23 protein-coding genes and 1 other RNA gene are annotated in these 26,259 nt (G+C 57.3%); 2 read left to right on the forward strand and 22 right to left on the reverse strand.

Features of this window, described 5'->3' with window-relative positions:
• Positions 1-163: 163 nt before the first annotated feature.
• The 3 genes from ACN0TA_RS10700 to ftsZ all read right to left on the reverse strand — a co-directional run bounded on the left by ACN0TA_RS10700 (position 164) and on the right by ftsZ (position 3,880).
• On the reverse strand, positions 164-955 hold the full coding sequence (locus ACN0TA_RS10700) for an outer membrane protein assembly factor BamD (RefSeq protein WP_417582670.1): 792 nt from the start codon (positions 953-955) through the stop codon (positions 164-166).
• Positions 956-1,105: 150 nt separating this feature from the next.
• On the reverse strand, positions 1,106-2,062 hold the full coding sequence (gene lpxC / locus ACN0TA_RS10705; protein ID WP_417582672.1) for a UDP-3-O-acyl-N-acetylglucosamine deacetylase: 957 nt from the start codon (positions 2,060-2,062) through the stop codon (positions 1,106-1,108).
• A 111-nt stretch (positions 2,063-2,173) separates the two neighbouring features.
• Positions 2,174-3,880 carry a cell division protein FtsZ gene (ftsZ, locus tag ACN0TA_RS10710; protein ID WP_417582674.1) on the reverse strand — a complete coding sequence of 569 codons (1,707 nt, stop codon included), beginning with the start codon at positions 3,878-3,880 and terminating at the stop codon, positions 2,174-2,176.
• A 227-nt stretch (positions 3,881-4,107) separates the two neighbouring features.
• Here ftsZ and ACN0TA_RS10715 point away from each other — a divergent pair, with 227 nt between their 5' ends.
• Positions 4,108-4,584, forward strand: a complete 477-nt coding sequence (locus ACN0TA_RS10715; protein ID WP_417582676.1) for a VOC family protein — start codon at positions 4,108-4,110, stop codon at positions 4,582-4,584.
• A gap of 157 nt (positions 4,585-4,741) precedes the next feature.
• On the opposite strand, the gene ftsA is transcribed toward ACN0TA_RS10715, so the two are convergent.
• Genes ftsA through ACN0TA_RS10750 form a run of 7 tightly spaced genes read right to left on the reverse strand, consistent with a single transcriptional unit; the run spans position 4,742 to position 12,704 of the window.
• A complete protein-coding gene (gene ftsA / locus ACN0TA_RS10720; protein ID WP_417582678.1) occupies positions 4,742-6,055 on the reverse strand; it encodes a cell division protein FtsA in 1,314 nt (437 codons plus the stop codon).
• A complete protein-coding gene (locus ACN0TA_RS10725) occupies positions 6,052-6,987 on the reverse strand; it encodes a cell division protein FtsQ/DivIB (protein ID WP_417582680.1) in 936 nt (311 codons plus the stop codon). The genes ftsA and ACN0TA_RS10725 overlap by 4 nt, the downstream gene beginning before the upstream one ends.
• A 23-nt stretch (positions 6,988-7,010) precedes the next feature.
• Positions 7,011-7,931: a D-alanine--D-alanine ligase gene (locus tag ACN0TA_RS10730; RefSeq protein WP_417582682.1), complete on the reverse strand. Its 921-nt coding sequence runs from the start codon at positions 7,929-7,931 to the stop codon at positions 7,011-7,013.
• Positions 7,932-7,980: 49 nt separating this feature from the next.
• Positions 7,981-8,958, reverse strand: coding sequence for a UDP-N-acetylmuramate dehydrogenase (gene murB, locus ACN0TA_RS10735; protein ID WP_417582684.1), 978 nt, complete (start codon positions 8,956-8,958; stop codon positions 7,981-7,983).
• Positions 8,955-10,388 (reverse strand): UDP-N-acetylmuramate--L-alanine ligase, encoded by a 1,434-nt coding sequence (gene murC / locus ACN0TA_RS10740; RefSeq protein ID WP_417582686.1) that lies wholly within the window; start codon positions 10,386-10,388, stop codon positions 8,955-8,957. Before murC ends, murB begins: the two co-directional genes overlap by 4 nt.
• Complete coding sequence (gene murG / locus ACN0TA_RS10745) at positions 10,385-11,479, reverse strand: undecaprenyldiphospho-muramoylpentapeptide beta-N-acetylglucosaminyltransferase (RefSeq protein ID WP_417582688.1); 1,095 nt, start codon at positions 11,477-11,479, stop codon at positions 10,385-10,387. Before murG ends, murC begins: the two co-directional genes overlap by 4 nt.
• A gap of 37 nt (positions 11,480-11,516) precedes the next feature.
• The gene (locus tag ACN0TA_RS10750; RefSeq protein ID WP_417582690.1) at positions 11,517-12,704 is read right to left on the reverse strand and encodes an FtsW/RodA/SpoVE family cell cycle protein; all 1,188 of its coding nucleotides are present in this window, start codon (positions 12,702-12,704) and stop codon (positions 11,517-11,519) included.
• Between the two features lie 162 nt (positions 12,705-12,866).
• Here ACN0TA_RS10750 and bla point away from each other — a divergent pair, with 162 nt between their 5' ends.
• A complete protein-coding gene (gene bla / locus ACN0TA_RS10755; RefSeq protein ID WP_417582692.1) occupies positions 12,867-13,745 on the forward strand; it encodes a class A beta-lactamase in 879 nt (292 codons plus the stop codon).
• On the opposite strand, the gene mraY is transcribed toward bla, so the two are convergent.
• The 12 genes from mraY to ACN0TA_RS10815 all read right to left on the reverse strand — a co-directional run bounded on the left by mraY (position 13,728) and on the right by ACN0TA_RS10815 (position 26,130).
• Positions 13,728-14,813: a phospho-N-acetylmuramoyl-pentapeptide-transferase gene (gene mraY, locus ACN0TA_RS10760; RefSeq protein ID WP_417582694.1), complete on the reverse strand. Its 1,086-nt coding sequence runs from the start codon at positions 14,811-14,813 to the stop codon at positions 13,728-13,730. The genes bla and mraY overlap by 18 nt on opposite strands.
• Before the next feature lie 18 nt (positions 14,814-14,831).
• Entirely contained in the window at positions 14,832-16,223 is a 1,392-nt protein-coding gene (locus ACN0TA_RS10765) for a UDP-N-acetylmuramoyl-tripeptide--D-alanyl-D-alanine ligase (RefSeq protein WP_417582696.1), read from the reverse strand.
• A gap of 8 nt (positions 16,224-16,231) precedes the next feature.
• Positions 16,232-17,662: a UDP-N-acetylmuramoyl-L-alanyl-D-glutamate--2,6-diaminopimelate ligase gene (locus ACN0TA_RS10770; RefSeq protein WP_417582698.1), complete on the reverse strand. Its 1,431-nt coding sequence runs from the start codon at positions 17,660-17,662 to the stop codon at positions 16,232-16,234.
• A 42-nt stretch (positions 17,663-17,704) separates the two neighbouring features.
• Positions 17,705-19,429: a peptidoglycan D,D-transpeptidase FtsI family protein gene (locus tag ACN0TA_RS10775; protein WP_417582700.1), complete on the reverse strand. Its 1,725-nt coding sequence runs from the start codon at positions 19,427-19,429 to the stop codon at positions 17,705-17,707.
• Complete coding sequence (gene ftsL / locus ACN0TA_RS10780; protein ID WP_417582702.1) at positions 19,426-19,815, reverse strand: cell division protein FtsL; 390 nt, start codon at positions 19,813-19,815, stop codon at positions 19,426-19,428. Before ftsL ends, ACN0TA_RS10775 begins: the two co-directional genes overlap by 4 nt.
• Positions 19,812-20,789 (reverse strand): 16S rRNA (cytosine(1402)-N(4))-methyltransferase RsmH, encoded by a 978-nt coding sequence (gene rsmH / locus ACN0TA_RS10785; RefSeq protein ID WP_417582704.1) that lies wholly within the window; start codon positions 20,787-20,789, stop codon positions 19,812-19,814. Before rsmH ends, ftsL begins: the two co-directional genes overlap by 4 nt.
• Positions 20,790-20,948: 159 nt before the next feature.
• An RNA gene (gene rnpB, locus ACN0TA_RS10790) (RNase P RNA component class A) lies at positions 20,949-21,331 on the reverse strand.
• 44 nt (positions 21,332-21,375) lie between these two features.
• Positions 21,376-22,101: a TerB family tellurite resistance protein gene (locus ACN0TA_RS10795; protein WP_417582706.1), complete on the reverse strand. Its 726-nt coding sequence runs from the start codon at positions 22,099-22,101 to the stop codon at positions 21,376-21,378.
• A gap of 109 nt (positions 22,102-22,210) precedes the next feature.
• Positions 22,211-22,951 carry a hypothetical protein gene (locus ACN0TA_RS10800; protein WP_417582708.1) on the reverse strand — a complete coding sequence of 247 codons (741 nt, stop codon included), beginning with the start codon at positions 22,949-22,951 and terminating at the stop codon, positions 22,211-22,213.
• Positions 22,952-23,068: 117 nt separating this feature from the next.
• Entirely contained in the window at positions 23,069-23,968 is a 900-nt protein-coding gene (metF, locus tag ACN0TA_RS10805) for a methylenetetrahydrofolate reductase [NAD(P)H] (RefSeq protein WP_417582710.1), read from the reverse strand.
• Between the two features lie 2 nt (positions 23,969-23,970).
• On the reverse strand, positions 23,971-24,939 hold the full coding sequence (locus ACN0TA_RS10810; RefSeq protein WP_417582712.1) for an ArsR/SmtB family transcription factor: 969 nt from the start codon (positions 24,937-24,939) through the stop codon (positions 23,971-23,973).
• A 75-nt stretch (positions 24,940-25,014) separates the two neighbouring features.
• Positions 25,015-26,130 (reverse strand): DUF2336 domain-containing protein, encoded by a 1,116-nt coding sequence (locus ACN0TA_RS10815; RefSeq protein WP_417582714.1) that lies wholly within the window; start codon positions 26,128-26,130, stop codon positions 25,015-25,017.
• Positions 26,131-26,259 lie beyond the last annotated feature (129 nt).

A 26,259-nucleotide genomic window follows, 5' to 3' on the forward strand; every position in this document is an offset into this window, starting at 1 on the left:
TGACTGTTTACCCCGCGAGGTATCCATGCTGCAAACCTTGAACGCGAGTTTCGCACCATAGACAATGCGAACAATACCGGAACAAACGACGACCGACAAGTGGATAAGAAAATGCCCTGGCCTCTGGCCAGGGCATCATTATGAAATAAATTCAGATCGCGCCTTAGCGATTGGCAAGCCAGTTGCCTGTCATCATCTGCGGCTGCAGCCCTTGGTTCTGCAGCAAAGCAAAGCCCCGCTGGTACCAATCCGAGTTCGGGTAGTTTGTTCCCAACACGGCGGTCGCCGTCTGAGCTTCTCCGACAAGGCCGAGCTTGAGGTATGCTTCAGTCAACCGGAACAGAGCCTCTTCGACATGCGTCGAGGTCTGATGGTCCTCGACCACCACCCGGAAACGATTGATCGCCGCAGTAAACTGGCCATTACCAAGATAATAGCGCCCAACGCTCATTTCCTTGCCGGCGACCTGATCACGCGCAATCAGAAGCATCTGACGTGATTCCCGTGCGTAGCGAGAATCAGGATAGCTGGCCTGAAGCTGAGTGAAGGTCTCTATCGTATCCTGGGCGAGTTCCTGATCGCGCGTAATATCGGTGATCTGCTCGTAATAAGCGCTGCCCTTGAGGAACAAGATATACGGCACTTCCGAGGAGCGCGGGTAAAGCGCCAGAAACTGGTCGGCCTGACGCACAGCTTCGGGGAAACGTGCAAGACGGAAATTGGCGAAGACCTGCATGACCTTGGCGCGTTCGTTCACATCAGAAAACGGGTTCTGACGCTCCAGCGTTTCCAGATTTTCAATAGCCGCAATGTAGCGGTTGTTTTCCATGTTCGCGACGGCGCTTGCATAAAGCTCGTTGGCTGGTACCAGTGGCTCTTCGTCCGCGGTCCGCGAAAAAATCGACATGGGTGAACAGGCAGCTAGGATCCCGACCAGGGCTAATGCCGCCGTCATCTTCCAAATCCTGGACGCTTTGCTTGGTCTGGCTATGATATTCACGAAAAACTCCGTCCTCATGGCCCGGGACATGAACCGTGACCCGCGCGTGCCCACAATCCGCTAGCGGGCAATCTGTTCAAAACTGTGACGGGGGTTATCGCCCATTCAACCGATAGAACGCAAGTAGGGCTCGACAGACAGCCTCTCGGGCAGGTCGCCAAGCGCCTCCATTTCGAGCGGCAACGCGTCGGCTTCGACAATTTCATAATTGGCTCCGCTGGCGAACAGCGACTTAAGCACCAATGCGTTCAGCCCATGCCCGCCCTTGTAGGACTTGAAGCGTCCATAAATGGGCAGTCCCGCCAGGGCAAGATCTCCGACAGCGTCGAGCAATTTGTGACGGACGAATTCGTCATCGAACCGAAGCCCGTCCGGATTGACGATTTTTTCTTCTTCAATCGCGATGGAGTTTTCAAGGCTCGATCCAAGAGCATATCCAGCCTGCCGCAATACCTTGGCCTGCGCCACAAAGCCAAATGTGCGCGCCGGCGCAACTTCGAGGGCAAACTTGCGTGGCGACCAATCAAAGATCATACGCTCACGGCCAATCACCTTGCTGTTGAAATCAATCTCAACGTCAAAAGCGCGTCCGTTATAGGCTTCAAGCATCGCGAAGGCGTCATTGTCGCGTACTGTCACAGAGCGCAGTATACGAATAAATTTTTTGCGCTGGGGCTGGACGGAAATACCCGCATCAAGCACAGCATCAACGAACGGTTCGGCGCTTCCATCAATTATTGGGCATTCCTCGCCCCAAACAACGATATCCGCATTGTCGATGCCAAGCCCATTGAGCGCAGCAAGGACATGCTCGACTGTCGCAACGCTGATTGAATTGCCAAGATCGATCACCGTACACAATGAGGTCCGGCTGACCCGAGAGTGGTCAATCCTCACGCTGGCGGTCTGACTGCCATCATCGAGAATGCGGCTCAGTGTGTAGCCAGAATCGGCCGGAGCCGGATTGATAACAAGGCGCGACGGCTTGCCATTATGCACGCCGATGCCGGCAAATTCAGCCGGCCGAGTCAGCGTGCACTGGCGCACGGTGTTATTTTTCATTGGCACTCCGGGCCCTATTGTTAATGAGTGGCCCAATCGCCCTAATAACGAAGTTCGGCCTGACACGGAACCCGTGCCAGACCGATTTAGCATCTAATCTGCAAATTTGATTTAACCGTGGCGTTTTAGAAACGCTGGTATTTCAAGCTGTTCTTTTTGCGGCGCACGCGCCGGAGCACGCCCATGCGCGTCAAGTTGCCCCGCCGCACCTTCAGCCTGCGGACGTGGCGCCGCCGGACGAGATGGCGCTGCTTCAATGGCACTGCGGGCAGCAGCATCGTCGAACTGGGGCTGAACACGCTCGCCAGCCACCTGCGGCTCGGCTTCCCCTCCAAGGCTCAACCCAACATTTGAAGCCAAACGACGGAACAACGCGCGTGCATTGCGAGGCTCTTCGCTTCTCGGCTGCTCCATCTGCTGACGGGCAACAGCGGGCATGTCTTCGGCGCGCGGAATACGACGCTGAAGCTGCGGACGTTCGGCACCTGACGGCACATAGGGCTTGGGCATAGCGGCTTCGGGAGCACGCTGAGCCTCTTCAACCGGCTGACGGACCGTTGCAGCCGGCGTGTAAGGCTCAATGGTTACGCCGCTATCCTCAGCCTGCCGGGCAGCGGTCGCGGCCGCTGCGGCTGCCGAATTGCCGTCCTTTATGGCCTGAGCAACTGCCGCCTCAAACTGGTCATCGCTCATATTGGCGCTAGCCTGCGTTGGCGCTGTCTGCTGAGAAGCGGGCTGCTCTGCGCGAGGCGCCTGGGCTGCGGCAGGTGCGGCAACGGCTTCAGGCACACGCTTAGCCTGCAAGGGCTGACGATTGGCGTTCGGCTTAACCGGATCGAGTGCCTGCACCATAAGCGCATCGGTTCCGGTCGCAACGACCGAGACACGCACTTTACCCTGCAGCGAGTCGTCAAACGTCGCACCAAGAATGATGTTGGCGTCGGAATCAACTTCCTCGCGGATACGCGAAGCAGCCTCATCAACCTCATACAGCGTCATGTCCTTGCCGCCAGTGATCGAAATCAGCAGCCCGCGGGCACCCTGCATCGAAACATCGTCGAGCAGCGGATTAGCGATAGCCGCTTCAGCAGCGTGACGCGCACGATCCTCACCCTCGGCCTCGCCAGTCCCCATCATCGCCTTGCCCATACCGCGCATCACGGCACGCACGTCGGCGAAATCGAGGTTAATGAGCCCCTCTTTGACCATCAAGTCCGTAATACAGGCAACGCCCGAGAACAGGACCTCGTCAGCCATGGCAAAAGCATCAGCAAACGTCGTCTTCTCGTTGGCAACCCGGAAGAGATTCTGGTTTGGAATCACGATCAGCGTATCGACGTGGCGATGCAGCTCATCGATACCTTCGTCCGCAAGCTTCATGCGGCGATTGCCTTCAAACTGAAAAGGCTTGGTTACCACCCCAACGGTCAGAATACCCTGCTCACGGGCGGCACGGGCCACAACTGGAGCAGCGCCTGTACCCGTACCACCGCCCATTCCGGCAGTGATAAAGACCATATGCGAACCCGAAAGGTGGTCATTGAGTTCGTCAAAACTCTCTTCGGCAGCGGCACGTCCGACCTCGGGGTGCGACCCAGCACCCAGACCTTCGGTTACACCGACGCCCAATTGAATAACACGCTGCGCGCGGGACAATGCCAGCGCCTGCGCATCTGTGTTTGCCACAACGAACTCGACGCCTTCAAGGCCCGAGTTTATCATGTTGTTGACCGCGTTTCCGCCTGCACCACCGACGCCAAAGACGGTGATTCTCGGCTTAAGCTCTTGGATTCCCGGAATCTGTAGGTTGATTGTCATCTCTGGCCTCATAGTGGCTGTATGGGAAAGATGTAGCGCTCAAATCGTTAACCGGACCCTAACAAAGCCATCGATTTCGTTAACCAAACTGCAAAATGCGAGACTTGACAGCCACAAAGTCACCGCATGTTAAGCATGATTTGGCCGCTTCGCCGTCAGTTTGACTTCACGGTCGATTGCCTCATAATCGGTCGCTGCGCATAGCTGGCTCTTTGGAGGAGGCTTGCATGTCTCGCATCACCCCAAGCCTATGGTTCGACGACAATCTCGAACAGGCGATGGAATTTTACGCTTCTATTTTCCCCGATGCCAAGGTTCACGGCACGACCCGTTATGGCGAAGGCGGCATGGGCAAGCCGGGAAAAGTCATGACCGGTGACTTCGAAATCCTTGGCCAGCGCTTCAACGCCATCAATGGCGGGCCACATTTCAAATTTTCTGAAGCGACTTCATTCATTATCGATTGTGTCGATCAGTCGGAAGTGGATTACTATTGGGACAAGCTCACCGAGGGTGAGGGCACCGAAAGCCAGTGCGGCTGGGTCAAAGACAAGTTCGGCCTTTCCTGGCAAATCGTCCCAAGAGCGCTCTATCGAACTGTCACGGGCAGTGACCCGTCTGGCGCTCAACGCGCCACCCAGGCCATGCTCAAGATGAATAAACTGATCGTCGCCGATCTCGAAGCCGCCTACCGCGGGGACTGAGCAAAAGCTTCTGTTCGCGCATAACACTTTGCGCGACAGCGGCGTAAGCGATCCGGTTTCCGGCATCGCCTGAGCGCTGACTTAAGCAATTGCAGGCACCACTGATCATTAGTGTTGTTCTGCGTTCTAAAGGAGCGGTTCAGGTGAACACTTCCTTTCAAACGAACCCGGACTTCAGCCAGCTTCCGACTTTGGCAAAGTAGCCGTCGGAGCCCGTCAACTTCCGCGTCGGTCGCGGTTGAACGTATTCGGCTCCGCATACTTGCGGATAGACGAGCATGCCAGCCACGGTGGCAAAAGCTGCCCCTTTAGCGCGATCAGGCAGACCGGACACCCCCAGCGGACGCCCGTTGCGCACGTTTCGTGCCAACATGCGACGCGCAAGTTCAGGCAACCCCGTCAGATCTGAAGCCCCACCGGTCAAAACAAAGCGCCGACCCGAAACGTCCATCATACCAGTTGCCTGCATGCGATCTCGAATTGCATCGAGAATTTCCTCGACGCGCGGCCGGATCACCCGCGTCAGCATCTCGCGCGAGATCGAGTTGGGCGATTCATGGGAATTGGCTCCGATGGGCATCACCGTGATGACGTCGGTTTCGTCCGTTTGGCCCTGCAGGCACGACCCGTAAAGCGTTTTCAGACGCTCGGCATCGGCCACGCTCACCGAAAGCTGCCGGGCGATATCGAGCGTGATGTGATGTCCGCCGATGGCCAACGCGTCGGCATAGACAAGATGGCCCTCGTTGAAGACCGAAACCGTCGTCGTCGCTCCGCCCATGTCGATGCAGGCAACACCAAGATCGGCTTCGTCGTCGACAAGCGTTGCAAGCCCCGACGCATAGGGCGTCGCCATCAGCGCTTCGACTTCAAGGTGGCATTTGTTCAATGCCAGCTCGATATTGCGCATGGCTAACGTTTCCGCCGAGACCACAGCAACGTCCACGCCCAATGTTTCACCAACCATGCCGCGTGGATCGCGCACACCCTTTTGCCCGTCCAGCGCATAGCCGATCGGGAGCGCATGGATAATTGAGCGTTCGTCGCGCACACTGCGATCATTGACCGCAATCAGCACACGCGAAATATCGCTTGGCTCGACCTCATGACCATCGAGCGAGACACTTGCCGAGAAAGTTTCTGACCCGAGCCGGCCGGCGGTGACGTTCACCACCACCGATTGAACTGTGATCCCCGCGGCCCGTTCCGCCATGCCCACGACCGAGCGGATCGCCTGTTCGGCCTTGTCGAGATCGGTCACGACCCCGCTCTTGACCCCGCCTGAAGGCCCGTAACCGAAGCCGATAATCTCGGCCATATGCGTACGACCACGCAGGGCCCTGCCCTCCCGTGGCACCAACCGTGCAATGACGCAGCAGATCTTTGTCGAGCCAATATCGAGCACTGTAACGAGCGAAGACCGTCCAGGCTGGACTGGCTTCAGGCGCGCTGTCATCGCAGAGGTCATCATTGATCGTCTTCTTCACGAACTGTCGGTCGAACGGCCACATATTGGGCAACACGCATGTCGATAAGATCGAGATCGCGTTGCAAGACCTGGTGATCGAGCTGGTAACCATTGAGCCGCCCCAACGCGTCGACAACGCCAGTTTCGGGCAATTGCACGCGCAATCCTGAATAGAAAATCAAATCCCAGCGGCGATCTGCCACGCGGTTCAGAGCCGCGAGGTCGAAGGTCAGATCTGGGTAGCGGTTGACCAAATTGATCATCGCCATGGCGTTATCTCCAGCACCCTCGCCGATAACGAGCGGCAGGTCGCCATTTTCGATGCTGGCCGGCGCAATGGGTGCGCCCGAAGCATCGATCAGCATCGTCGCGCCATCGATCCGCCACCGCGCCATCGGGGCTTTTTCGGTAATGGAAACCATAAGGGTATCGGGATAGACCTTGCGAATTGTCGCGGATGCGATTGAGGGGATTTCCTCTACTCGCAGGCGCGCTTCTGCAATATCAAATCCCAGGCTGGTTGAACCGATTTCAATTCCCAGCGCATGCGCAACATCGGCCTCCCGAGTCAGCGATAACCCATTGATCTCGATTTTCTCGATTCCGAACCCGACATCTGCCATATGGCCGGTCAGCACACTACCGACCACGTTCAGCCCTTCGGACACATCTTCGCGCATGACGTAGCAGCCCGCAGCCACACATAGCGCAACGAGCAGCGCGATAGCCCGCAGGGCCAGCCGCTTGTGCAACACCCACCAATTGCCAAGTGTAACCAGCATCCCACCGCGCCGCCGCACCGGCACAAGCATGCCGCGGCTCCCAGCCAGCGCCGGTGAGCGATCTCGGGTCAAAGGTGAAAGGCTCGGGACCACCCGCAGGGCAGGACGCTCGATGCGTGGCGCGGGCGGCGCGAGAGGGCTGGAAGCGGGCACGGCCCCTATTGCTTCCTTACGCCTCATCTGTTGCAACTTGCGTCCTCCACCATCCAACTTACCAACTCTTCGAAAGAATGGCCGGCATGGGCCGCCAATTCGGGCACCAAAGATGTTTTGGTCATCCCCGGCTGGGTATTGATCTCAAGACACACAAGCTCGCCATCATCGCCACCGCGCGCGTCGTAGCGGAAGTCGCTTCGAGTCACCCCGCGGCAGCCCAAAGCGGCATGGGCCATCAGCGACATCTTCTGAACTTTTTGGTAAATTTTCGGTGAAACTTGTGCCGGCAACTCGTGCCGCGAGCCACCATTTACGTATTTCGCCTCATAATTATAGAAAGCGAGGTCAGTGGCGATCTCGATCACCCCAAGAGCGACGTCTCCCATCACAGCGCAAGTTAGCTCACGTCCCGGTATGAACCGCTCCACCATCAACTCTTCATCGCCGTCCCAATCGCTGCGCAATATTTCCTGTGGCGGGTGCTCCTGTCCCTCCTTGACGATGAACACGTTGACGCTCGACCCGTCATTGTATGGCTTGACCACATAGGGCGGGCTCATCACATGGCTTTGCGCAATTGCATCCCTCGTCGCAATGACGTGATCGGTCACAGGTACACCGGCAGATTTGAACATCACCTTGGCCTGATGCTTATCCATAGCCACCGAAGAGGCCAGAACGCCTGAGTGAGTATAAGGAATACCCAGGATTTCCAGCATACCCTGAATGGTTCCGTCTTCGCCGAACCGTCCATGCAGCGCGTTAAACACAACATCCGGTTTGAGAGCACTTAGAACCTCACCTATGTCGCGCTGCACATCAATTTCGGTGACCGTATATCCAGCGTTACGTAATGCCTGAGCGCATTCCCCGCCCGAACTGAGGGACACCTCACGCTCATGAGACCATCCGCCTTTCAGCACTGCAACATGTTTGGCCATAGGTTCGCCCACTCCGCCTAGAGGATCGGCTCAATCAAGAGCCGCAGTTTCATTTCACGCCAGCAAACACATCGCCGTCGAGAAACTCTTTGACTTCTTGCCCTGGCAAAAAATGGCCCATCCGTCGGATTTCCCAGACAAGATCAAGCCCATGGGTTTTACGAACTTTTGCCCGCACGGTCTCGCCAAGCGTTTCAATGTCGTAAGCGGTCGCCGCATCGAGATTGACCAGAAAATTGGTATGCATTTTCGACACTTGCGCATCCCCGATCCGCAATCCACGGCAGCCGGCCTCATCGACAAGTTTCCAGGCCGAATGGCCGTCTGGGTTTTTAAACGTCGACCCGCCGGTGCGCGTATTGGTCGGCTGCGTGCTCTCGCGCCGCTCGGTAATATCGCGCATCTTTGCCAGTATTTCCTCGCTGTCCCCTGATAGCCCCTCAAACACCGCGGAGGTGAACACCACCCCTTCGGGCCCGTTGGACTTGCGATATTGATAGCCCATATCGGCATTGCGCAATTCGATGACGTCGCCCTGCCGCGTAACGCCGCGCAGGCTTACCACCCGCTCCTTGGCTTCGGTGCCATAGCACCCCGCATTCATGTACAGGGCGCCCCCGACCGCCCCGGGGATGCCCCGGAAGAATTCCAACCCGTCGATCCCCGCCTTGGCCGCCGCCGTGGCGATCTTGACGTCGGGAAGCCCGGCTCCGGCCCGAACCCGATTGCCCTCGAACACCTCGACCCCGCCGAACGTCTTGGCCGGCAGTTTGATAACCACCCCATCGATCCCGCCATCGCGGATCAGAAGGTTCGATCCCAGCCCGATTACGGTCACCCGGATGTCTTGAGGCAAATTTCTCAAAAACAGCGCAAGGTCGGCCTCATCAGCAGGCTCGAAATAGAGCTGCGCCGGCCCGCCCACGCGGAACCACACGGCTTTGGCCAGCGGATGATTGGGGATCAGCTTGCCCCGCACATCACCAATCCAGTCCGAAAACTGCGGCACGAGATCGGGAAAGCTCATGCGCTTGCCTTGGCCTTCCCAGCCAGTTCGGCTTCCAGCTCGCCGGGCAGCAATGCGGCCCAAAGCGTAATGTTCCCCGCGCCAAGGCACACGACGTAATCACCCTCGCCGGCCCGATTGGCGATTAGACCTGCAAGTTCTTCCGGCCCGGCAATCGCGCGGGCGTCGCGGTGCCCGCGCGCCCTGATCCGGTCGACAAGTTCGATATGGCTTACGCCCTCAATCGGCGCTTCACCCGCTGCATAAACCGGCGCTACCAGCACAGTGTCAGCCTCGTTGAAACAAGCCGAGAAGTCGTCGAACAAATCCTTGAGCCGCGAATAGCGGTGCGGCTGCACGACGGCGATCACGTCACGCTTGGTCGACTGCCGTGCAGCACGCAACACCGAGGATATCTCCACGGGGTGGTGACCATAATCGTCGATGATCGTAATTCCGTTGACTTCGCCAGTCCTCGTAAAGCGGCGTTTGACCCCGCCAAAGCCTTTTAAGCCTGCGCGAATCTGCGCGTCAGAGATCTTCAGCTCCTGCGCTACTGCAATCGCCGCAGTCGCATTGAGAACGTTATGCATCCCAGGCATCGGCAGTTCGAGCGCATCGATCAGCCGCGTCTGGCCGCTAATTCGATCCCGGACCACCACCGAGAATTTTGAAATCCCATGATCGTTGACGACATCGATCAGACGCACATCGGCTTGCGGATTGCATCCATAGGTAATCATCCTGCGATCTTCGATCTCACCGACCAGCGCCTGCACCGTGGGATGATCAAGACACATCACTGCAAAACCGTAGAACGGAACGTTCTCAACGAAATTGCGGAAGGCTTTCTTGACACCATCAAAGTCATGATAATGGTCAAGATGCTCGGGATCGATATTGGTCACCACAGCGACATCCGCGGGCAGCTTTACGAAAGTCCCGTCGCTTTCATCGGCCTCAACGACCATCCAGTCGCCCTGCCCTAACCGCGCATTGGTCCCATAGGCGTTGATAATACCGCCATTGATGACCGTCGGATCGAACTGGCCCGCATCGAGCAGCGCGGCAACCATCGAGGTTGTCGTCGTCTTGCCGTGTGTTCCCCCGATGGCGATTGCGTTTTTGAAGCGCATGATCTCGGCCAGCATCTCGGCCCGCCGCACGATCGGCAGCCCCTTGGCTCGCGCTTCCATCAGCTCGGGATTATCTTTCTTGATCGCAGAAGACACCACCACAGCCGCCGCATCACGAATGTTTCCAGCCTTTTGCCCCACCATTACTTCGATACCCATCGACTGCAGGCGCTGGACATTGGCGTTCATCGAAGCATCCGAACCACGAACTGTGTAGTTTTGGGTATGGAGCACTTCGGCAATACCGCTCATTCCGATCCCGCCAATGCCGATGAAATGCACAGGCCCGATATCGCGTGGCATCTTGGTGTTCATGAGTGTCCTTTGGCGGTTTGCTCAACGAGATCAGCGAGCCGTTCAACGGCATCGGGCATCCCCACCGACAAAGCGGCGGCGGCTGCTGCCCTAAGGCGATCCGGAGCGTTCAAGAGATCGTGAAGCTGGGTGGCAAGAGATTGCGGTGAAAGCGTGGCCTGATCGAAGACCCAGGCACCCCCGGCATCCTGCATGACCAGAGCATTCGATCTCTGATCCTGGTCAAGCGAGCCGGGCAATGGCACGAGAACCGAAGGGCGCCCCAAGGCTCCCAACTCGGCGATGGTTGATGCCCCCGCACGTCCAATCACCAGATGACTCGAAACTATGCGCTCGGGCAAATCGGCAAAAAACCCCGCAAGCTCCACGTTCACCCGCGCCGCCCGATACGCTTCGGCGACACGATCGAGATCTTCATCACGGCATTGCTGCGTGATGTTCAGCCGACGCCTGAGTGTCTCGTCCAATTCGGCGATCGCTGCAGGCACGATGTCGGAAAACGCCCGCGCCCCCTGACTTCCACCGAATACCAGAAGGTTTATCGGTCCATCCTCGGCGAGCGTCGGATAGCTCATTCCCGCGATAGCTCTAACTCTGTCACGGACCGGGTTACCCACAAGCACCTTTTCAGTTTTGAAAGCATCTGCGTGCGCGGTCTGGGCAAAACTCATCGCCAGAACTTTTGCAAATCGCGCCAGAGCACGATTGGCGCGCCCCATCACTGCGTTCTGCTCATGCAAAATGCCCGGGATGCGCAAAATCGACGCCGCGAGGAACGGTGGGAAGCATGGGTACCCGCCGAAGCCCACTACCGCAGCGGGCTTCATATTGCGCAGGATGCCAAATGCTGTCGCTGTGCCGCCGAGAATTGTAACTCCGGCTTTTGCGAATTTGACCGGATTGCGGATCGAGGGCGTTGCCGCGGCCACGACATGAACGGCGGTTGCCGGAAACTCCGCACCATAATGGCTGACCCGCTCATCGGTGACCAGATGAATGTCATGTCCCCGCCGGCGCAGTTCCTGCGCCAGTGCCATCGCTGGAAATAGATGTCCGCCCGTCCCCCCGGCCATCAATGCAAATGTACTCATAACTACCTGTTGTTCGTGCGCTGGAGGGCACTGCGGTTCAGCGTTTGCCTTGCACGCCCGATTGATCCAGGGCGCTGCGGATCGGCAGGCCGGTGGCAAAAGTTTCTTCGGGCTTGCGGCGTGTCAGCGCCAGCAATAACCCCATGGACAATCCAATCGCAATCATCGAAGTGCCGCCGTATGAAACGAACGGCAATGTCATCCCCTTCGGTGGCATCAGATTGAGGTTAACCGTCAGATTGATCGCCGACTGAACGCCAAATTGAATGGCCAGTGCGCTCGCCGCCAACCGGTTGAACAAATTGTGCTGGCACAGCGCGAGATTAAGCGCCCGGATGACGATGAAGGCAATTAAGCCCACCAGCATCAGGCAAAACAGAATGCCAAACTCGCTGGCGCCGGCAGCAAATACAAAGTCGGCATGAGCGTCGGGCAAATATCGCCGAGCGATCCCTTCTCCTGGCCCCATACCGAACCACCCTCCTTCAAGCAGCGATTCGAGCGCCCGCTCGGCCTGATAATTGTCACCGTTTTCGGGATTGATAAACGCATTTATGCGCCGGGCAACGTGGGGGAAAAACAGGTAGGCCAAGCCAACCATTCCAGCGGCCGCCCCACTGAAGGCAGCAATCAACCACCAGGAAATACCCGATAAAAACAACAAGCCACCATAGGTCGCGACCATCAGCGCCGTCTGACCAACATCAGGCTGCAAAAGCAGCAGCCCAACGATCAGCGCTGTTAGCCCCCCAGCCAACACGTGACCGGGAACATCCTTGCGCTTCATTTGCTCGGAGATCAGCCAGGCCGAAATAATTGCATAGGACGGTTTGACGAACTCGGAAGGCTGTAGCGACTGCCCCATAAACGATATCCAGCGTCGCGCACCTTTTACCTCTACGCCAAAGCGTAAAGTTAACGCCAATAGGACAACCCCGCTCACAAGTGTCCCCAGCGCAATGACGCGTGCCCAGCGCGCATTAACCAGTGACGCCAGCAGCATAGCCCCGAGCGCAGGAACGCAGAACAACACATGCCTTTGTGTAAAATGCCACGGCCCTAGTCCGATGCGCTCTGCCACCGGTGGGCTCGCGGCAAAGCTCAAAAGCACCCCGAAACCCATCAGCGCAAGCAATGCAAACATCAGTTCCCGGTCCACAGTCCACCACCATTCGGCGATGGGCGTCTTTCGCTCACGGGAAAACCAGGCTGAAATGGCGGTCACGGGTCACTCCGGTACGCAGGGCATAAATTGCAGATTGCAACACTTACCACTCCAGTGGTTACCATTTCGCAACCATGACTTTGTCGCGCCGCTCCATTCCACAATTGCGCTCGATAACGCCGGCATCGTCGCACAGATTCAGATCATCGAATTGAGACACTCATGAAAACTGTCCTCGCCGCGCTCGCTTTGGCTTCGCTAATGCTCCAATCCCAAATTGCCGCCGCCCAACGCGGCGAATTTGACAGCGTCCGCATCCTGGCGTCACAGCTCGAAGAAAACTTTGGCGCTCGTGTGGGCATTGCCGTGATGAATACAGCTACGGGCCAGATATGGAGCTGGAGGGGCAACGAACGCTTTCCCATGAACAGCACATTCAAGGCTTTTGCCTGCGCAGCGCTGCTGTCCGAACATGATGCTGGTGACGCTAGCTTGGAGGCACGTATAACTATTGCCCCAGAACATATTGTAAGCCATTCACCGGTTCTTGAGGGTCGGATCGATGCCTCCCTGAGCTACAGGCAATTGTGCGAAGCGGCGCTTTCGCAGAGCGATAACGCTGCCGCAAACCTCGTCGTCGATTATCTCGGCGGTCCGATGGCAATAACCGGCTTCATGCGATCGATTGGCGATACCCAGTTCAGCCTCGATAGGCTTGAACCGGAAATGAACCTTTCCGATCCAGAACGAACGATCGATGCCAGCACGCCGCTGGCAATGATTGCCAGTCTCCAATTGCTGCTCGAAGGCAACGGTTTGAGTGAGGCGGGTCGTACAACATTGACTGGCTGGCTGAAAAACAATCAAGTTTCCGACGAGTTGCTGCGCGCCTCGCTGCCTTACGGCTGGACGATCGCTGATCGCAGCGGAGCTGGCCGAACTCACACGCGCTCAATAATCGCCATGATTTCTCCGCCTGGCCGACCGTCATACTTCGTCGCGATATATCTCGACAACGCCAACAGCGACCTTGCCGCGCGAAGCGCTGTTGTCGCTGAGATTGGCGCCAGCGTGCTGGCTGTACTAACGCAACTTGAGTGAGGACAGGCCAATCAGCGCCAAGACCATCGCGATAATCCAGAAGCGGATCACGATCTGGCTCTCGGTCCATCCAAGATGTTCAAAATGGTGGTGGATGGGTGCCATCTTGAATACGCGCTTGCCTGTCAGGCGAAACGAAACAACCTGAACGATCACCGACACAGCTTCAAGAACGAACAAGCCACCAACAATGGCCATGACGATTTCATGCTTGGTGGCCACTGCTATTGTGCCGAGCGCACCGCCAAGCGACAGCGAACCGGTATCACCCATGATGATCTGGGCAGGCGGCGCATTGAACCAGAGAAACCCTAGCCCAGCGCCGATCAAAGCGCCGCAGACAATGGAAAGTTCGCCCGTGCCCGGCACGAAATTGAGAAACAGATAGTCTGAATAGACCTGGTTACCCACGAGATAGGCGATCAATCCAAAAGCCGACGCCGCGATCATAACCGGCACAATCGCCAGCCCATCCAGCCCATCTGTCAAATTGACGGCGTTGCCTGCCCCGACGATGACAAATGCCCCAAAAATAAAGAAGAAAAGTCCAAGATTAAGCGCCAGATCCTTGACGAATGGCAACAGCAGCGCATTCTCGTAGCCTTCAGGCGCCTGGGTCGCGATGATGATGCATGCAGCAATCGCTATTACCGATTCAATGGCCAGACGCGCTTTTCCGCCAAACCCTTTGTGGTTCTGGTGCTTGACCTTGAGATAGTCATCGTAAAAGCCGACAAGCCCAAATCCTGTCGTCACGAGCAACACGGCCCAGACATACATATTGGACAGATCTGCCCACAAGAGGATCGAAACCAGTCCCCCCGAAAGAATCATCAGCCCCCCCATAGTGGGCTTGCCCTTCTTGGTCAGTAGGTGGCTTTGAGGTCCATCTTCGCGAATGGGCTGCCCCTTGCCCTGTCGCACGCGCAATGAATTGACCATGCCGGGCCCGAACAAGAACACAAAGAACAGTGCTGTAATGATCGCACCACCTGTTCGGAATGAAAGATACCGGAACACGTTGAAGACTGGAAAGGCGTCAGCAAACTGCTGCAGGAAATAGAGCATGGGGTACCGTCTGTGCCTTTAATCTATTGAGCCGAACCGGTCTCGTATGCGAACCACCAAAGTGCCCAACCTCACTCCGTTCGATCCCTTGAGCATAACTGAGTCGCCCGGTGCAAGCGTTTCCAAAACACTTCCGGCAATGTCGTCCACAGCCTGTGTCCGAGCCGCAACAAGCTCTGCAGGCAGTTTTTCAGCCAAAGCGGCCATGTGCTCGCCCACCAGAAACACCAGATCCGGCTTTGCCGTAATCACGTCGCCTGCAAGGTCAGCATGATAATCGGCTGACGCTGCACCCAACTCACGCATATCGCCTAGCACCAATATCCGACGGCCCCGGGTTGGCACCTGGGCAAACACTTCGAGCGCCGCGCGCATCGAGGTGGGATTGGCATTGTAACTTTCATCGATCAGTCGAATCGGGTCGGCGACATTTCCAAGCAGGATCGCTGCGCCACGTCCTTCGGGCGCTCCGTGGGCTGACAGCGCCTCCAAGGTCGTCTGCTCATTGGCGCCAACCTGGCGGGCAGCCAATAGAGCCGCCACGGCGTTCGCCAGCATGTGCCGCCCCGCGGTGGCAATGGAGACCTCAAGACTAATCCCGACACCATCGACATGCCCTTTAGCGCCCTTTGGGGTCGATTGGTAATCGGAGATCCCAACATCTGCACGCATGTATCCATAGGTGGTGGTTGTTAGCCCTGCCGCCTGGGCCGCTTCAACGAGCCGGTCAACATGTGCATGATCGCTTCCAATGATTGCATGGCCGCCCGGTTCAACACCGACAAATATCTCCGCTTTTGCATCGGCAATTGCCGCCTCGGAAGCAAAGAACTCGATATGGGCTGGAGCCACAGTGGTCACGATTGCCACATGGGGGCGAACTAGCTTTGAGAGTGGCGTAATTTCTCCGGGCGCGCTCATGCCGATCTCGAATACTCCGAACTCTGCATCCGCTGGCATGCGCGCCAGCATAAGTGGCACGCCCCAATGATTGTTAAAGCTCTTGATCGAGGCATGGGTCGTTCCGTTCGCCTCAAGGGCCACCCGGGTCGCCTCCTTTGTGGACGTTTTGCCGACACTGCCGGTCACCGCGATGACGCGGGCCTTCGATCGCGCGCGTGAGAATGCTGCAAGGCCACACAACCCCTCCAGCGCATCCTCCACAACAATCAGCGGCAGCCCAGATAGGGCATCGGCCTGATCGCAGTTGACCATAGCTGCAACGGCTCCTGCCTGAATGGCCCTGGCCACAAAATCATGCCCGTCGAAATTGGCACCTCTGATGGCCACGAACAGCGCGCCGGCTGCAATTTCCCGCGAGTCTATGGAAATTGACGAGACACCGTCAGCTGCGACATCGCGGGCAGCTCCACCGCATGCAGTGAGAATGTCATCAATTCCATAGAGCATTGGCAAACTCAGCCCCCGAAGGCCGCGCGCGCGACCACATGGTCAGAGAATTGATGTTTGGTATTACCCACGATCTGATAATCTTCATGGCCCTTGCCAGCGATCAGCACGACGTCCTCTGCCCCCATTTGGGCGATTGCATGACTGATTGCTTCGGCGCGGTCGCCGATTTCCAGAGCGCCTGGTGCTGTCGCAAGGATTTGGGACCTTATGGCCGCAGCGTCTTCGGTTCTGGGATTGTCGTCGGTCACGATGACAAAGTCTGCCAACCTTTGAGCAACCTCACCAATTTGCGGGCGCTTGCCGGGATCTCTGTCGCCGCCACAGCCGAAAACCACAATCAGTCGTCCCTTTGCAAAGGGACGCAGCGCTGCAAGTGCGTTCTCGAGTGCATCAGGTGTGTGCGCATAATCGACAAAAACTGCAGCGCCACCACGCTGGGCAACCATTTCTAGCCGACCCTTTGCGCCTTGAAGCGTTTCAAGCGCTGCAATTGTGTCGCCGTTGGAAACGCCTGTAGCCATGGCAAGACCGGCTGCAACCACCGCGTTGTCCACCTGAAATCGCCCTACCAAAGGCAGGAAGAATTCGATGGGCTCGCCCACGAGCTTACCTTTGACCCGCTGGCCGAAACCCTCGCTCTCCACACTATCGACATCGATATGCGCCCCGCCAGCGCCGACTGTGAACACGGTTGCTCCCGTGTCCAGCGCGGCAAACATGAAGGGCAAGCCCTCCTCATTTTCAGCGTCCACGACGGCCGTCGCGTTGGCGTCGATCAATTCACGAAACAGCCGCAGTTTCGCATCGCGATAAGCTTCAATCGTCTCATGGTAGTCGAGGTGATCGCGGCTAAGATTGGTAAATGCGACCGCAGAAAATTTCACCCCATCCAGGCGTCGCTGATGGATGCCATGACTCGAAGCTTCTATTGCAACGTGGTCGACGCCTTCAGCTTTCAGCTTCGCAAGGGTTTTGTGCAACGACAGCGTGTCAGGAGTAGTCAACTCTCCCGGTACGTGCTCGTCACCCACCATAAGGCCCAACGTGCCCAGGCTCGCCCCGCGAATACCCGCATAAGCCCAGATTTGACGCAGGAAAGACACAACCGATGTTTTGCCATTCGTCCCTGTTACTGCGGCGCAAACGGCCGGTTGTGGCCCGCTGATGCTGGCGGCGGCAACGGCGTAGGCCGCCCGAACATCCTGGGCAATGACCACGGGAATACCCGGATCGATTTTGAGTGCCTCATCGGTAACAATCGCCACAGCGCCGCGCCCGGCGGCGTCCTGAGCGTATAGGTTTCCATGCCCGCGCGTGCCGGGCAAAGCAAAGAACACATCACCTTCGCCGATCAACCGACTATCAGCGTTGATACCTTTAATCTCGATGTCCGGCACAGACGTCATCACGCCGTCCCGTTGCAGAATGTCGGTCATCTTATGCGGCAATCTCACGTCCCCCGTTTTCCGCCACGTACATCAGAACCCGGTAAACTCGGCCCCGGTGCGCAACTGCATCGGAACAAGCTGCGCGTCAATTTCCGGTCCCAGGATCGGCTGGACACCAAGCATCGGCGCGATACGCTTTACAATACGGCCGGACATCTGACCGGCGTTCCAGCCCGCGGTTCGGCCCGACTGCTCATTTTCCGGCTTGGGTTCGTCTACGAAAATAATGAGGGCATACTTCGGATCATCAAGTGGAAACGCCGAAGAAAAGAAAGCGGTTACGAGGCTGCTCGAATAGCGCCCATCAACGACTTTCTCTGCTGTTCCCGTCTTGCCACCCCAGCGATAGCCCTCAGCAATCCTGTTGCCTGTGCTGCCTGAACCGACTGCGCCGTTCATACGCATCAAGTAGCGGATGTAGTCGCTTGTCTGCTCGGATACGACCTGCGTGGAGGCGGCCATAGCCTCCTGATGAGTCCGCGGAAACAATGTCGCATCCATCAGGTGTCCGCCGTTAACCAGCGCTGCCGTTGCCGTCAACACTTGCAGCGGCGTCACACTCAACCCGTGCCCAAACGAAGCTGTCGCTGCTCCAACCTCTGAAAAGCTCGCCGGAATAGCTGAACGCGTCACTTCGGGTAATTCGATCTGTGGAGAACCATCCAGACCGATACGAGTCAGAAAAGCCCGGAAGTTGTCCTTCCCCATAGCCTGCATGATTCTGATCGTCCCGATATTGGACGAATAACGGAAGACTTCCGGCACAGATAGCATGCGGTACTTGCCGTGAAAATCTTCAATCGTATAGCGCCCGAAACGAACCCCAAACCGTGCATCAATGCTGTCGGTGAGCTGTATCGCGCCAGCATCGAGAGCCGCAGCGAACGTGATCGGCTTGAAAATCGAACCCACTTCAAACTTGGCAGCGGTCAGACGATTAAAGCGGCCCTCCTCAAGCATGCTTGCTGGCGCATTGGGGTCGAAATCAGGAAGCGAAGCCATCGCGATAATCTCGCCGGTTCGCACATCCATGATTGCGCCCCCCGCGGCGACAGCCTGATAGCGATCCATGGACCCGACGAGCTCTTCGTGCAGAATGCTCTGGACACGCAGATCGATGGCAAGATTGACCGGTGTCAACGCACTGTCGCGTGCCAGTCCGAGATTCTGCAACAAAGCCAGATTGTCGTCATCGAGATGCTTTTCAACACCGGCAATTCCCACATTGTCGATGTTGACGGCGCCCATAAGATGGGCGGCAACCGTGCCACCGGGGTAGAACCGCTTGCTCTCTTCGAGAAAGTCGAGCCCCGGAATCCCGAGTCTCATGATCCGATCGCGTTGGGCTGGAGTCAATTCGCGCGCAACCCACACAAAGCCCTGGTCACCAGTCAACCTGTCGCGCAGCCATGCGCTGTCGAGATTGGGGAGGACAGTCAGGATCGCATCGGCGGCCTCATCGACATCAAGAATGCGCCTTGGCTCGGCAAATAAAGATGGGACCCGGATGTCGACGGCCATCTCAAGGCCATTGCGATCAAGAATTGCCGGTCGAGACGCCATAATGGCGTCACGTGTCTGACCCTCGATGGTTGTATCGATCTCGACATTTCCCAGCCAGATCAACCGCCCAAACATCACCGCGAATACGATAAGGACGAACGCCATCGCCCAGCGAATACGGGCGCCTGTAAGATTGCCACGCGTCTTGCGCGTACCATCAAGAGAAATAGTGTCCGGAGTGATCGCGCTCATAGCAACCCCTCCAAAAGGGATCCGATCGGATCTTCGCCCGCCTCTATCGTTTCGAACAAGGCGTCAAGGGACTCGGTATCCAGACGCTGTTGAGGGCGCATGGGCAAATCGGCAAAACTGCCGAACTGCTGTGCCTGCGCAACCTGGAGATTCAGAACATCGTTGTGACGGTCAACGATTGGTTGCACATGCGTTGGCTGGTTGAGATAGGCCCAGTCGGCCTTGAGAATCGACAGGTCCGCCTGTTGCTGGGCGATGGTCCGCTCGACCCTGCCAATTTCCTCGGCAGTGAGTTCAGCCATATGCTTTTGCGAGTATACGGCAACAACGGCGATCACAGCGATGACCCCCAGCACGATATTGAGACTATGCAGAAACCGGCTCACGCTGCGCCTCTCCGAAAACCTGGAACACCCAGACCCGCCGACTGCTGAGGTCGTGCTGCAGCTGCGGTGCGAATACCACTACGCAGCGTTGCTGAACGGGAACGTGGGTTGCGAGCCAATTCTTCGGCGCTGGCCCTGACGGCTTTCCGAACCGGCGCCCAACACGCCTCGATAGGTTCGGAGTATGGCAAGTGGCGCGATTGCGGCGCAGCCGTCTTGGTCTGATCAAAGAAGCGTTTGACGATACGGTCTTCAAGGGAATGGAAGGTAACGACAGCCAGCCGCCCGCCTTCGGGGAGCATGCGCTCTGCTGCGAAAAGGCCCGAAACCAGCTGATCGAACTCGCCGTTAACGGCGATCCGCAAGCCTTGGAACGTCCGCGTCGCGGGATGGGGAGAGCCGGGTTTGCGCCCGACTGTCTTTTCGATGAGTTGGGCCAGCGCGAGCGTATCGCTAATCGGCGCCAGTTTGCGCGCCTGGACGATCGCCTTTGCGATCCGTCGGGCAGCCCGCTCCTCACCGAACGCAAAGATCAGATTGCCAAGATCTGTTTCACTCAGCGTATTTACAAGATCGGCGGCTGTTTCGCCTTGCTGCCCCATGCGCATGTCCAAGGGACCGGATCGCATGAAGGAAAAGCCGCGTTCTGCTTGGTCTAGTTGCATAGAGCTGACCCCGATATCAAGCACGACCCCATCGACGACCGGCTCACCCACCAGAGTATCAATTTCGGAAAATGCTCCGGCAACAAATACGAAAGTGTCAGGAAATTCAGTACCAAGGGCATCCACGAATGGTGCAACTGTTGGATCGCGATCAATTCCGGTCACCAATGCGCCGGCAGTCAGAAGCGCCCGCGAATAGCCGCCCGCCCCGAACGTACCGTCGACAATGCGCGCGCCATCAAGCGGCGCAAGCGCTGTAAGCACTTCGCTCAACAACACCGATTCATGAGAGGATTGTGGCTCGCCCATCTGGTCAGATACTCGCGCCCGGCGCTCCTTGGGCCAGCCGAAATTCGGCTGGAACTCAAACAAAAAAACGTGGCATGAATCCACATTAAGCAGATTGCATCTCAGTCTTTAAGATTTTGTTTCCCAAACTGATTTGAAAGCAAAATGAACGGAAATACGGTCACCAGTTGACCTATAAGCCGGGTTCTGTAGGGCCCGCGCCGAAACGCAGACGTGGCGACCATTCATCTGGGAACCGCATTGCTGCAGTCCTCATGCAACCAACCCGGACGACAAGCCGAGAAAACACGGCCGAGGCAAGCCTCCATCGTCCCTATTCGGTTTTGCTCCCGGTGGGGTTTACCGTGCGATCCCTGTTGCCAGGCACCCGGTGCGCTCTTACCGCACCCTTTCACCCTTACCCCGGACAAGTCCGTGGCGGTTTGCTTTCTGTGGCACTTTCCCTGGGGTCGCCCCCGCCGGGCGTTACCCGGCACCGTGTTCTCATGGAGCCCGGACTTTCCTCCAGACGTAAAACGTCCAGCGGCCGCCCGGTCAACTGGTGACCGGGTGACATAGGGTGCTGACGGCAATACGGTCAAGTCGATTAAGTTGTCACCAATGCCGGCCGCGTGCCGCGAGCCTGGGTAACGTCACGATAGGCCGTGTTGATGGCCGCCATTTTTGCAGAGGCCAACCCCATCAGTTCGTCAGGAACACCCTTGGCGATCATCCGGTCGGGATGATGCTCTGCGACTAGCCTGCGGTAAGCGCGGCGTAGTTCGTCGTCAGTCACGTCTGGCGCCAAGCCCAGCACCGCATATGGGTCGCGATGCCCAGACGGAAGCAGGACATGTTGCGATGCGATCTGTTCGAACCGCACGGAGTCGAAGCCGAAAATTTCGCTCACTGCCTGCAAATAGGCCATCTCGTCGCCATGAACGAAGCCATCGGCAGTGGCAATTTCAAAGAGAGCATCAAGAACATGTTCGAGAGTGGCCGGACTGTCAGCGAACAGCTTGCGCACTTTGCGGGCATAGCTGTCGAACCCGGTGACGTCCTGTTGAGCAAGCGCAAAAAACCGGTCCACATGTGCGTCGGCCCCTTCGGGTATATCGACCAGTTTGTGAAAAGTGATGACCTCGCGCCGACTCACAACGCCATCTGCGACCGCCATTTTGGCCGAAAGCGCTATGATCGACATGGTAAAGGCTGTCTCGCGCCCGCCCGGCATCCAGTTATCGGGGTCCAGGACGCTGGCAATACCACCAGCCAAACCTGTCCCTTGCGAGAAAGATCCGAGGAGCGCTGCAATTTGCTGCCAGATCGACATGACCGTATTCCGTGCGAACCTTTGCCGGGACGTTCTTTATCGTCAGCAGCAATGGGGCACAAGCAAGACGGTTCGTCGGCCCTGCGTCAATGCGCGCCACTGTGTTAGTCTATTCGTAAACGAAGCCAAACGGGTTGGTCTGCGGCACCTGTTGCCTGCGCTCGATCGTGACTCGGCTGTTCAGGGTCGGCACCTGTTCCTCATAAACCCAGAGAACTTCACCGTTAGGCCCCACAACGCCAATCAGTTCGTCCTGCTCGGGCCGACCGCCGAGATTTCGTTCGTAGTCGGCGTTGGTTTCGGTCAAGGGTGCAAGCAACTGCGTATCGGGCGGCGTCAGAAAGTTGGTGACACTATTCTCATAATTCTCAATCGGGCCACGTGCAGCATTGGCAATTGCATCATAGTCGATGCCGTCAGCGTTCTGTCGCTGCGGTTTCTCGAGTCCCGCTGGCCGCGGCAAAGGGCGCGGCGGCTCAATCGCGGCCGTTTCAGCACTTCCGGTTACGGGAGCTGTCTCCGCCCCAACCGGCTGTACCGGCGCCTGCGGCGGTGTAGGATTGTATAATGCCGAATCTTCACCCAATGGCCGGCCATTGACAGTCACCACGGGACCATGGGTTGCCTCGCCTGCCCGATCGCGTTCCGCCTGAGGTACAACCGGAAAGCCTGCACTTTCCACCACGCGATCAGCAGCCGTCGCCTCCCGATCGAGAGCGGCGCTTTGTTGAGGCGCAACCGGTACATCGACAAAGCCAGCACCTGGTTCCTGCTGCAAGGCAGCAGCAGCAACGGCACCCATCATCACAACCAGCATTGCACCCGACGCAACGGGCTTAGACAGCATCATGTCTTTGATCCATTCGGCCTGTGGCCAGTGTGCCCCCGCACCACCAATCTCTTCGCCTTTGAAAATGGCAGCAGTTTGGTGAACGGAACATGAAGGCACCCTCAAAGCCTAAACTTATCAGGGCCGAATACCAAGCAATCGCGCCAGCGCAAGAACCAGATTGGAGCGATTGAGTGTATAGAAATGGAACTCGGTAACCCCTGAATCCAGAAGTTCAGTAACTTGCTCTGCCGCCACGGCCGCAGCAACCAGCGCATGGGTTTCGGGATCCTCATCGAGCCCACCGAACCGGTCCGCCAGCCATTGTGGAATTGAAGCTCCGCAGCGACCGGCAAAGCCAGCGATTTGCCGAAAGCTGTGAATCGGCTGGATGCCAGGCACGATAGGCGCCGAAATACCAGCCTTGCGGGCCCTCTCGACGAACCGCCAGTAGTCGCCATTTTCAAAGAACATCTGCGTAATCGCCCTGTCAGCCCCGGCGTCGAGTTTACGCTTGAGATTGTCGATATCGGCGTCCCAATCAGCGCTCTGTGGATGCTTTTCGGGATAGGCTGCAACTGAGATATCGAAATCACCGAGCTTTCGGATGCCCGCTACAAGATCCGCTGCGCTGTTATAGCCGTCCGGATGCGGTGTAAAGGCGTGCCCGACACCTTCTGGAGGGTCTCCGCGCAAAGCAACAATCCGGGCAATGCCCGCCTCTGCGTAGCCGCGCACAACGTCATCGACTTCGCCGCGCGTGGCTCCCACACATGTCAGATGGGCTGCCGCCGGCACACCGGTTTCATTGGTAATGCGCGATACCATGCGCAATGTTCGCTCTCGGGTCGAGCCACCCGCACCATATGTTACAGAAACAAACCGCGGGCCGAGCGGCGCCAGCCGGGAGAGGCTCGCCCAGAACCTGTCCTCCATTGCGTCAGTCTTTGGTGGGAAGAACTCAAAGCTCACGGCAATGTCGGGACGCCCTTCTTCGGGCTGACGGCTCAGCCGGCTCTCGCCTGTCGCAGACACCACGATCAGACTCCTTTTGTATTGTTCGAATTCAAATTCTCTAGCGCCCACAAGCACACGGTTAGCCCATCAGCGCGCGATGGTGGAAATGTTCGGCAGGTAACCACCGACAGGCCCGCGGCGTTCGCCCAAAGGGCCATCTGTTCCTCTGACAGCCCAAGGCGACGATGGGCCTGCTCACTACGCAGAAACTCAAGGTCGTGGGGCGCAAAATCGACTACGAGCATCCGGCCGTCGGGTTTCAGACATGACGCAGCGTGAACGATGGGAATTGACGGATCATCGAAATAATGAAGCACCTGGTGCAGCATCACAAGGTCAGCAGTGTCTCGATAATCGTCGAGCTCGATGATATTGCCCAGCCGCACCTGCGCTGTTTCGATCCCCTCGGCATCGAGTTTAGCGCGAGCCACCGAGAGCATCTCTCGGCTTGAATCCAACCCGATGCCCTGGACGTAGCGGTCAGCAAGCAGTTCAAGCATCCGGCCAGTGCCCGTACCAAGATCAAGGAATATGTCGATGAGTCCCTGGCCGGCTTCAGCGACAATAGCATCCTCAAGTGCGGACTCCGCGATGTGTAGACTACGCAGCTTGTCCCAGCTTTGAGCAATTGTGGCAAAAAAGGCCGCAGCACGCTCCTGCTGAGCACCGCGCAAGCTCGACAACTTATCCAGATCCCGCCGTATCTCTGGCGCATCGGTATCGAGATGCTCCATCAACCACGCAGAGAGAGCGCCACTGGTCTGGTCGCGATTGAGCCGATAATAGGCCCAGGCGCCCTCTGCATGCCGTGTGACCAGTCCCGCATCGGCAAGTAATTTTAGATGACGCGATATCCGCGGTTGGCTCTGCCCCAGAATCTCGGTGAAATCCTTGACCGAAAGCTCACCTTGAGCCAAAAGCGCAAGCAGGCGCAGGCGGGTAACTTCACCCGCCGCTTTCAATAGCAAGACGATGTCCTGCGGTTGCCGCATTGCTGTCCCAATCTGTCAAAACAGTTGGGGACATAAAGATATCTTTATATCTATCCTGTCAAGCCTGACGGCCGATCATGCTACAGCTTCTTCCTGGCGGCGCCGGAAAGAATGAGATCTCCACAGATCGAAAATACCTGAAGCCTCGTCTTCGCTCAGCGCTTCATAGCGTTTACGCACATTGACGATGTCGACTCGGCTCGGCATGTCGCGCCACGGCAGCACACTAACTATGGATTCAAACAGTGCTGCATCAAGTCCGATTGCACGGGCCGCAACCGTAAATGCCACGTAGTCTTGCATGGCCAGCCATTTAACGACAATTTCGGGTCTAACCTCGAGCAGCATTGTCAGACCGGCGGCCGTATGGTGTCCATAGCCGAAGCGTGTAAAGCGGTGCAACGCCTTGAGATCAAAGCGACGACGGTCGGCAAGCGCTTTCACCTGGTTCCAGGCAAGCTTCCACTCTTGTGATGAAAAGCCGGCCTGGTTCTTGATACGGTTGTAGACAACCGCCTGAACCCGGGAGGCAGTCTTGGCATTGTCCATTCGCGAGAAAATGCCGATTTTCTCCAACGCCGCCAGGCCCACAGTCGAAATTTCAGCTCTGGCCCCGGCCCAATCGATGTCTTTGCGGCCACGCAACAACGGTGCGAACGCCTCGTTTTCGAGTGCTCGCTGAGCAATCTTGTCAACGGCAAGATAGGTAATTTCAGCTTTGACATTGCCCAGCAACCCCATGATGGAAGGCTGCTCACCGGAGGTGGCGATAGCTTCGCCGACACGGCCCGCGAGGCCCTTTCGGTTGGCAATGGCCGACCGATGCGCCTCTGAACGATGCTCAACGATCTCGATGAGATCGTCATCGGAAAGCACCTGAGAGAATTCAAGAAGAGGCGCCGCAACTTCGATTTCGTCATTGGCAAGCTTGAGAACGACCGACCCTGGCGCCCTGTCGAGCGGAGCCAGCAACTTGGCCACATGCGCTCTTGCCTCTACCTCAACGATATCGGCAAGTTGACACAATACTTCATCATACTGCGCAACTTGTTCGTCATCGCATCTGTCCGATACGTAAGAGAACAATTGCGCCAAATTGCGGATCAGGTGATCGCGCTCGCCCGCATCAGCTTCGCCATTCAGAACCCTGAAATTTGCGAAGGCCCGTACGCTGTCACTTGCTTCGGTCATTATGTTCTCCCCGGCTGGTTGCCGCATGTTCGGTCTAGCTAACCGTTGCGCCTTTTCAGCCGGCTGAATTCGTCGCGTGACATTTAATTAAAAGGCTACGTACTTCTACTCTTGGCATAAAAAAGGGAC

Origin of the sequence: Pelagibacterium sp., assembly GCF_048264985.1 — a bacterium.
Classification (GTDB): Bacteria; Pseudomonadota; Alphaproteobacteria; order Rhizobiales; family Devosiaceae; genus Pelagibacterium.

Bases quoted from the DNA above. Each gene is read 5' to 3' on its own strand.
- ACN0TA_RS10700 (WP_417582670.1), bottom strand. From the start codon at position 955: ATGACGGCGGCATTAGCCCTGGTCGGGATCCTAGCTGCCTGTTCACCC.
- lpxC (WP_417582672.1), bottom strand. From the start codon at position 2,062: ATGAAAAATAACACCGTGCGCCAGTGCACGCTGACTCGGCCGGCTGAA.
- ftsZ (WP_417582674.1), bottom strand. From the start codon at position 3,880: ATGACAATCAACCTACAGATTCCGGGAATCCAAGAGCTTAAGCCGAGA.
- ACN0TA_RS10715 (WP_417582676.1), top strand. From the start codon at position 4,108: ATGTCTCGCATCACCCCAAGCCTATGGTTCGACGACAATCTCGAACAG.
- ftsA (WP_417582678.1), bottom strand. From the start codon at position 6,055: ATGATGACCTCTGCGATGACAGCGCGCCTGAAGCCAGTCCAGCCTGGA.
- ACN0TA_RS10730 (WP_417582682.1), bottom strand. From the start codon at position 7,931: ATGGCCAAACATGTTGCAGTGCTGAAAGGCGGATGGTCTCATGAGCGT.
- murB (WP_417582684.1), bottom strand. From the start codon at position 8,958: ATGAGCTTTCCCGATCTCGTGCCGCAGTTTTCGGACTGGATTGGTGAT.
- murC (WP_417582686.1), bottom strand. From the start codon at position 10,388: ATGAACACCAAGATGCCACGCGATATCGGGCCTGTGCATTTCATCGGC.
- murG (WP_417582688.1), bottom strand. From the start codon at position 11,479: ATGAGTACATTTGCATTGATGGCCGGGGGGACGGGCGGACATCTATTT.
- bla (WP_417582692.1), top strand. From the start codon at position 12,867: ATGAAAACTGTCCTCGCCGCGCTCGCTTTGGCTTCGCTAATGCTCCAA.
- mraY (WP_417582694.1), bottom strand. From the start codon at position 14,813: ATGCTCTATTTCCTGCAGCAGTTTGCTGACGCCTTTCCAGTCTTCAAC.
- ACN0TA_RS10765 (WP_417582696.1), bottom strand. From the start codon at position 16,223: ATGCTCTATGGAATTGATGACATTCTCACTGCATGCGGTGGAGCTGCC.
- ACN0TA_RS10770 (WP_417582698.1), bottom strand. From the start codon at position 17,662: ATGACCGACATTCTGCAACGGGACGGCGTGATGACGTCTGTGCCGGAC.
- ACN0TA_RS10775 (WP_417582700.1), bottom strand. From the start codon at position 19,429: ATGAGCGCGATCACTCCGGACACTATTTCTCTTGATGGTACGCGCAAG.
- rsmH (WP_417582704.1), bottom strand. From the start codon at position 20,789: ATGGGCGAGCCACAATCCTCTCATGAATCGGTGTTGTTGAGCGAAGTG.
- ACN0TA_RS10795 (WP_417582706.1), bottom strand. From the start codon at position 22,101: ATGTCGATCTGGCAGCAAATTGCAGCGCTCCTCGGATCTTTCTCGCAA.
- ACN0TA_RS10800 (WP_417582708.1), bottom strand. From the start codon at position 22,951: ATGATGCTGTCTAAGCCCGTTGCGTCGGGTGCAATGCTGGTTGTGATG.
- ACN0TA_RS10810 (WP_417582712.1), bottom strand. From the start codon at position 24,939: ATGCGGCAACCGCAGGACATCGTCTTGCTATTGAAAGCGGCGGGTGAA.
- ACN0TA_RS10815 (WP_417582714.1), bottom strand. From the start codon at position 26,130: ATGACCGAAGCAAGTGACAGCGTACGGGCCTTCGCAAATTTCAGGGTT.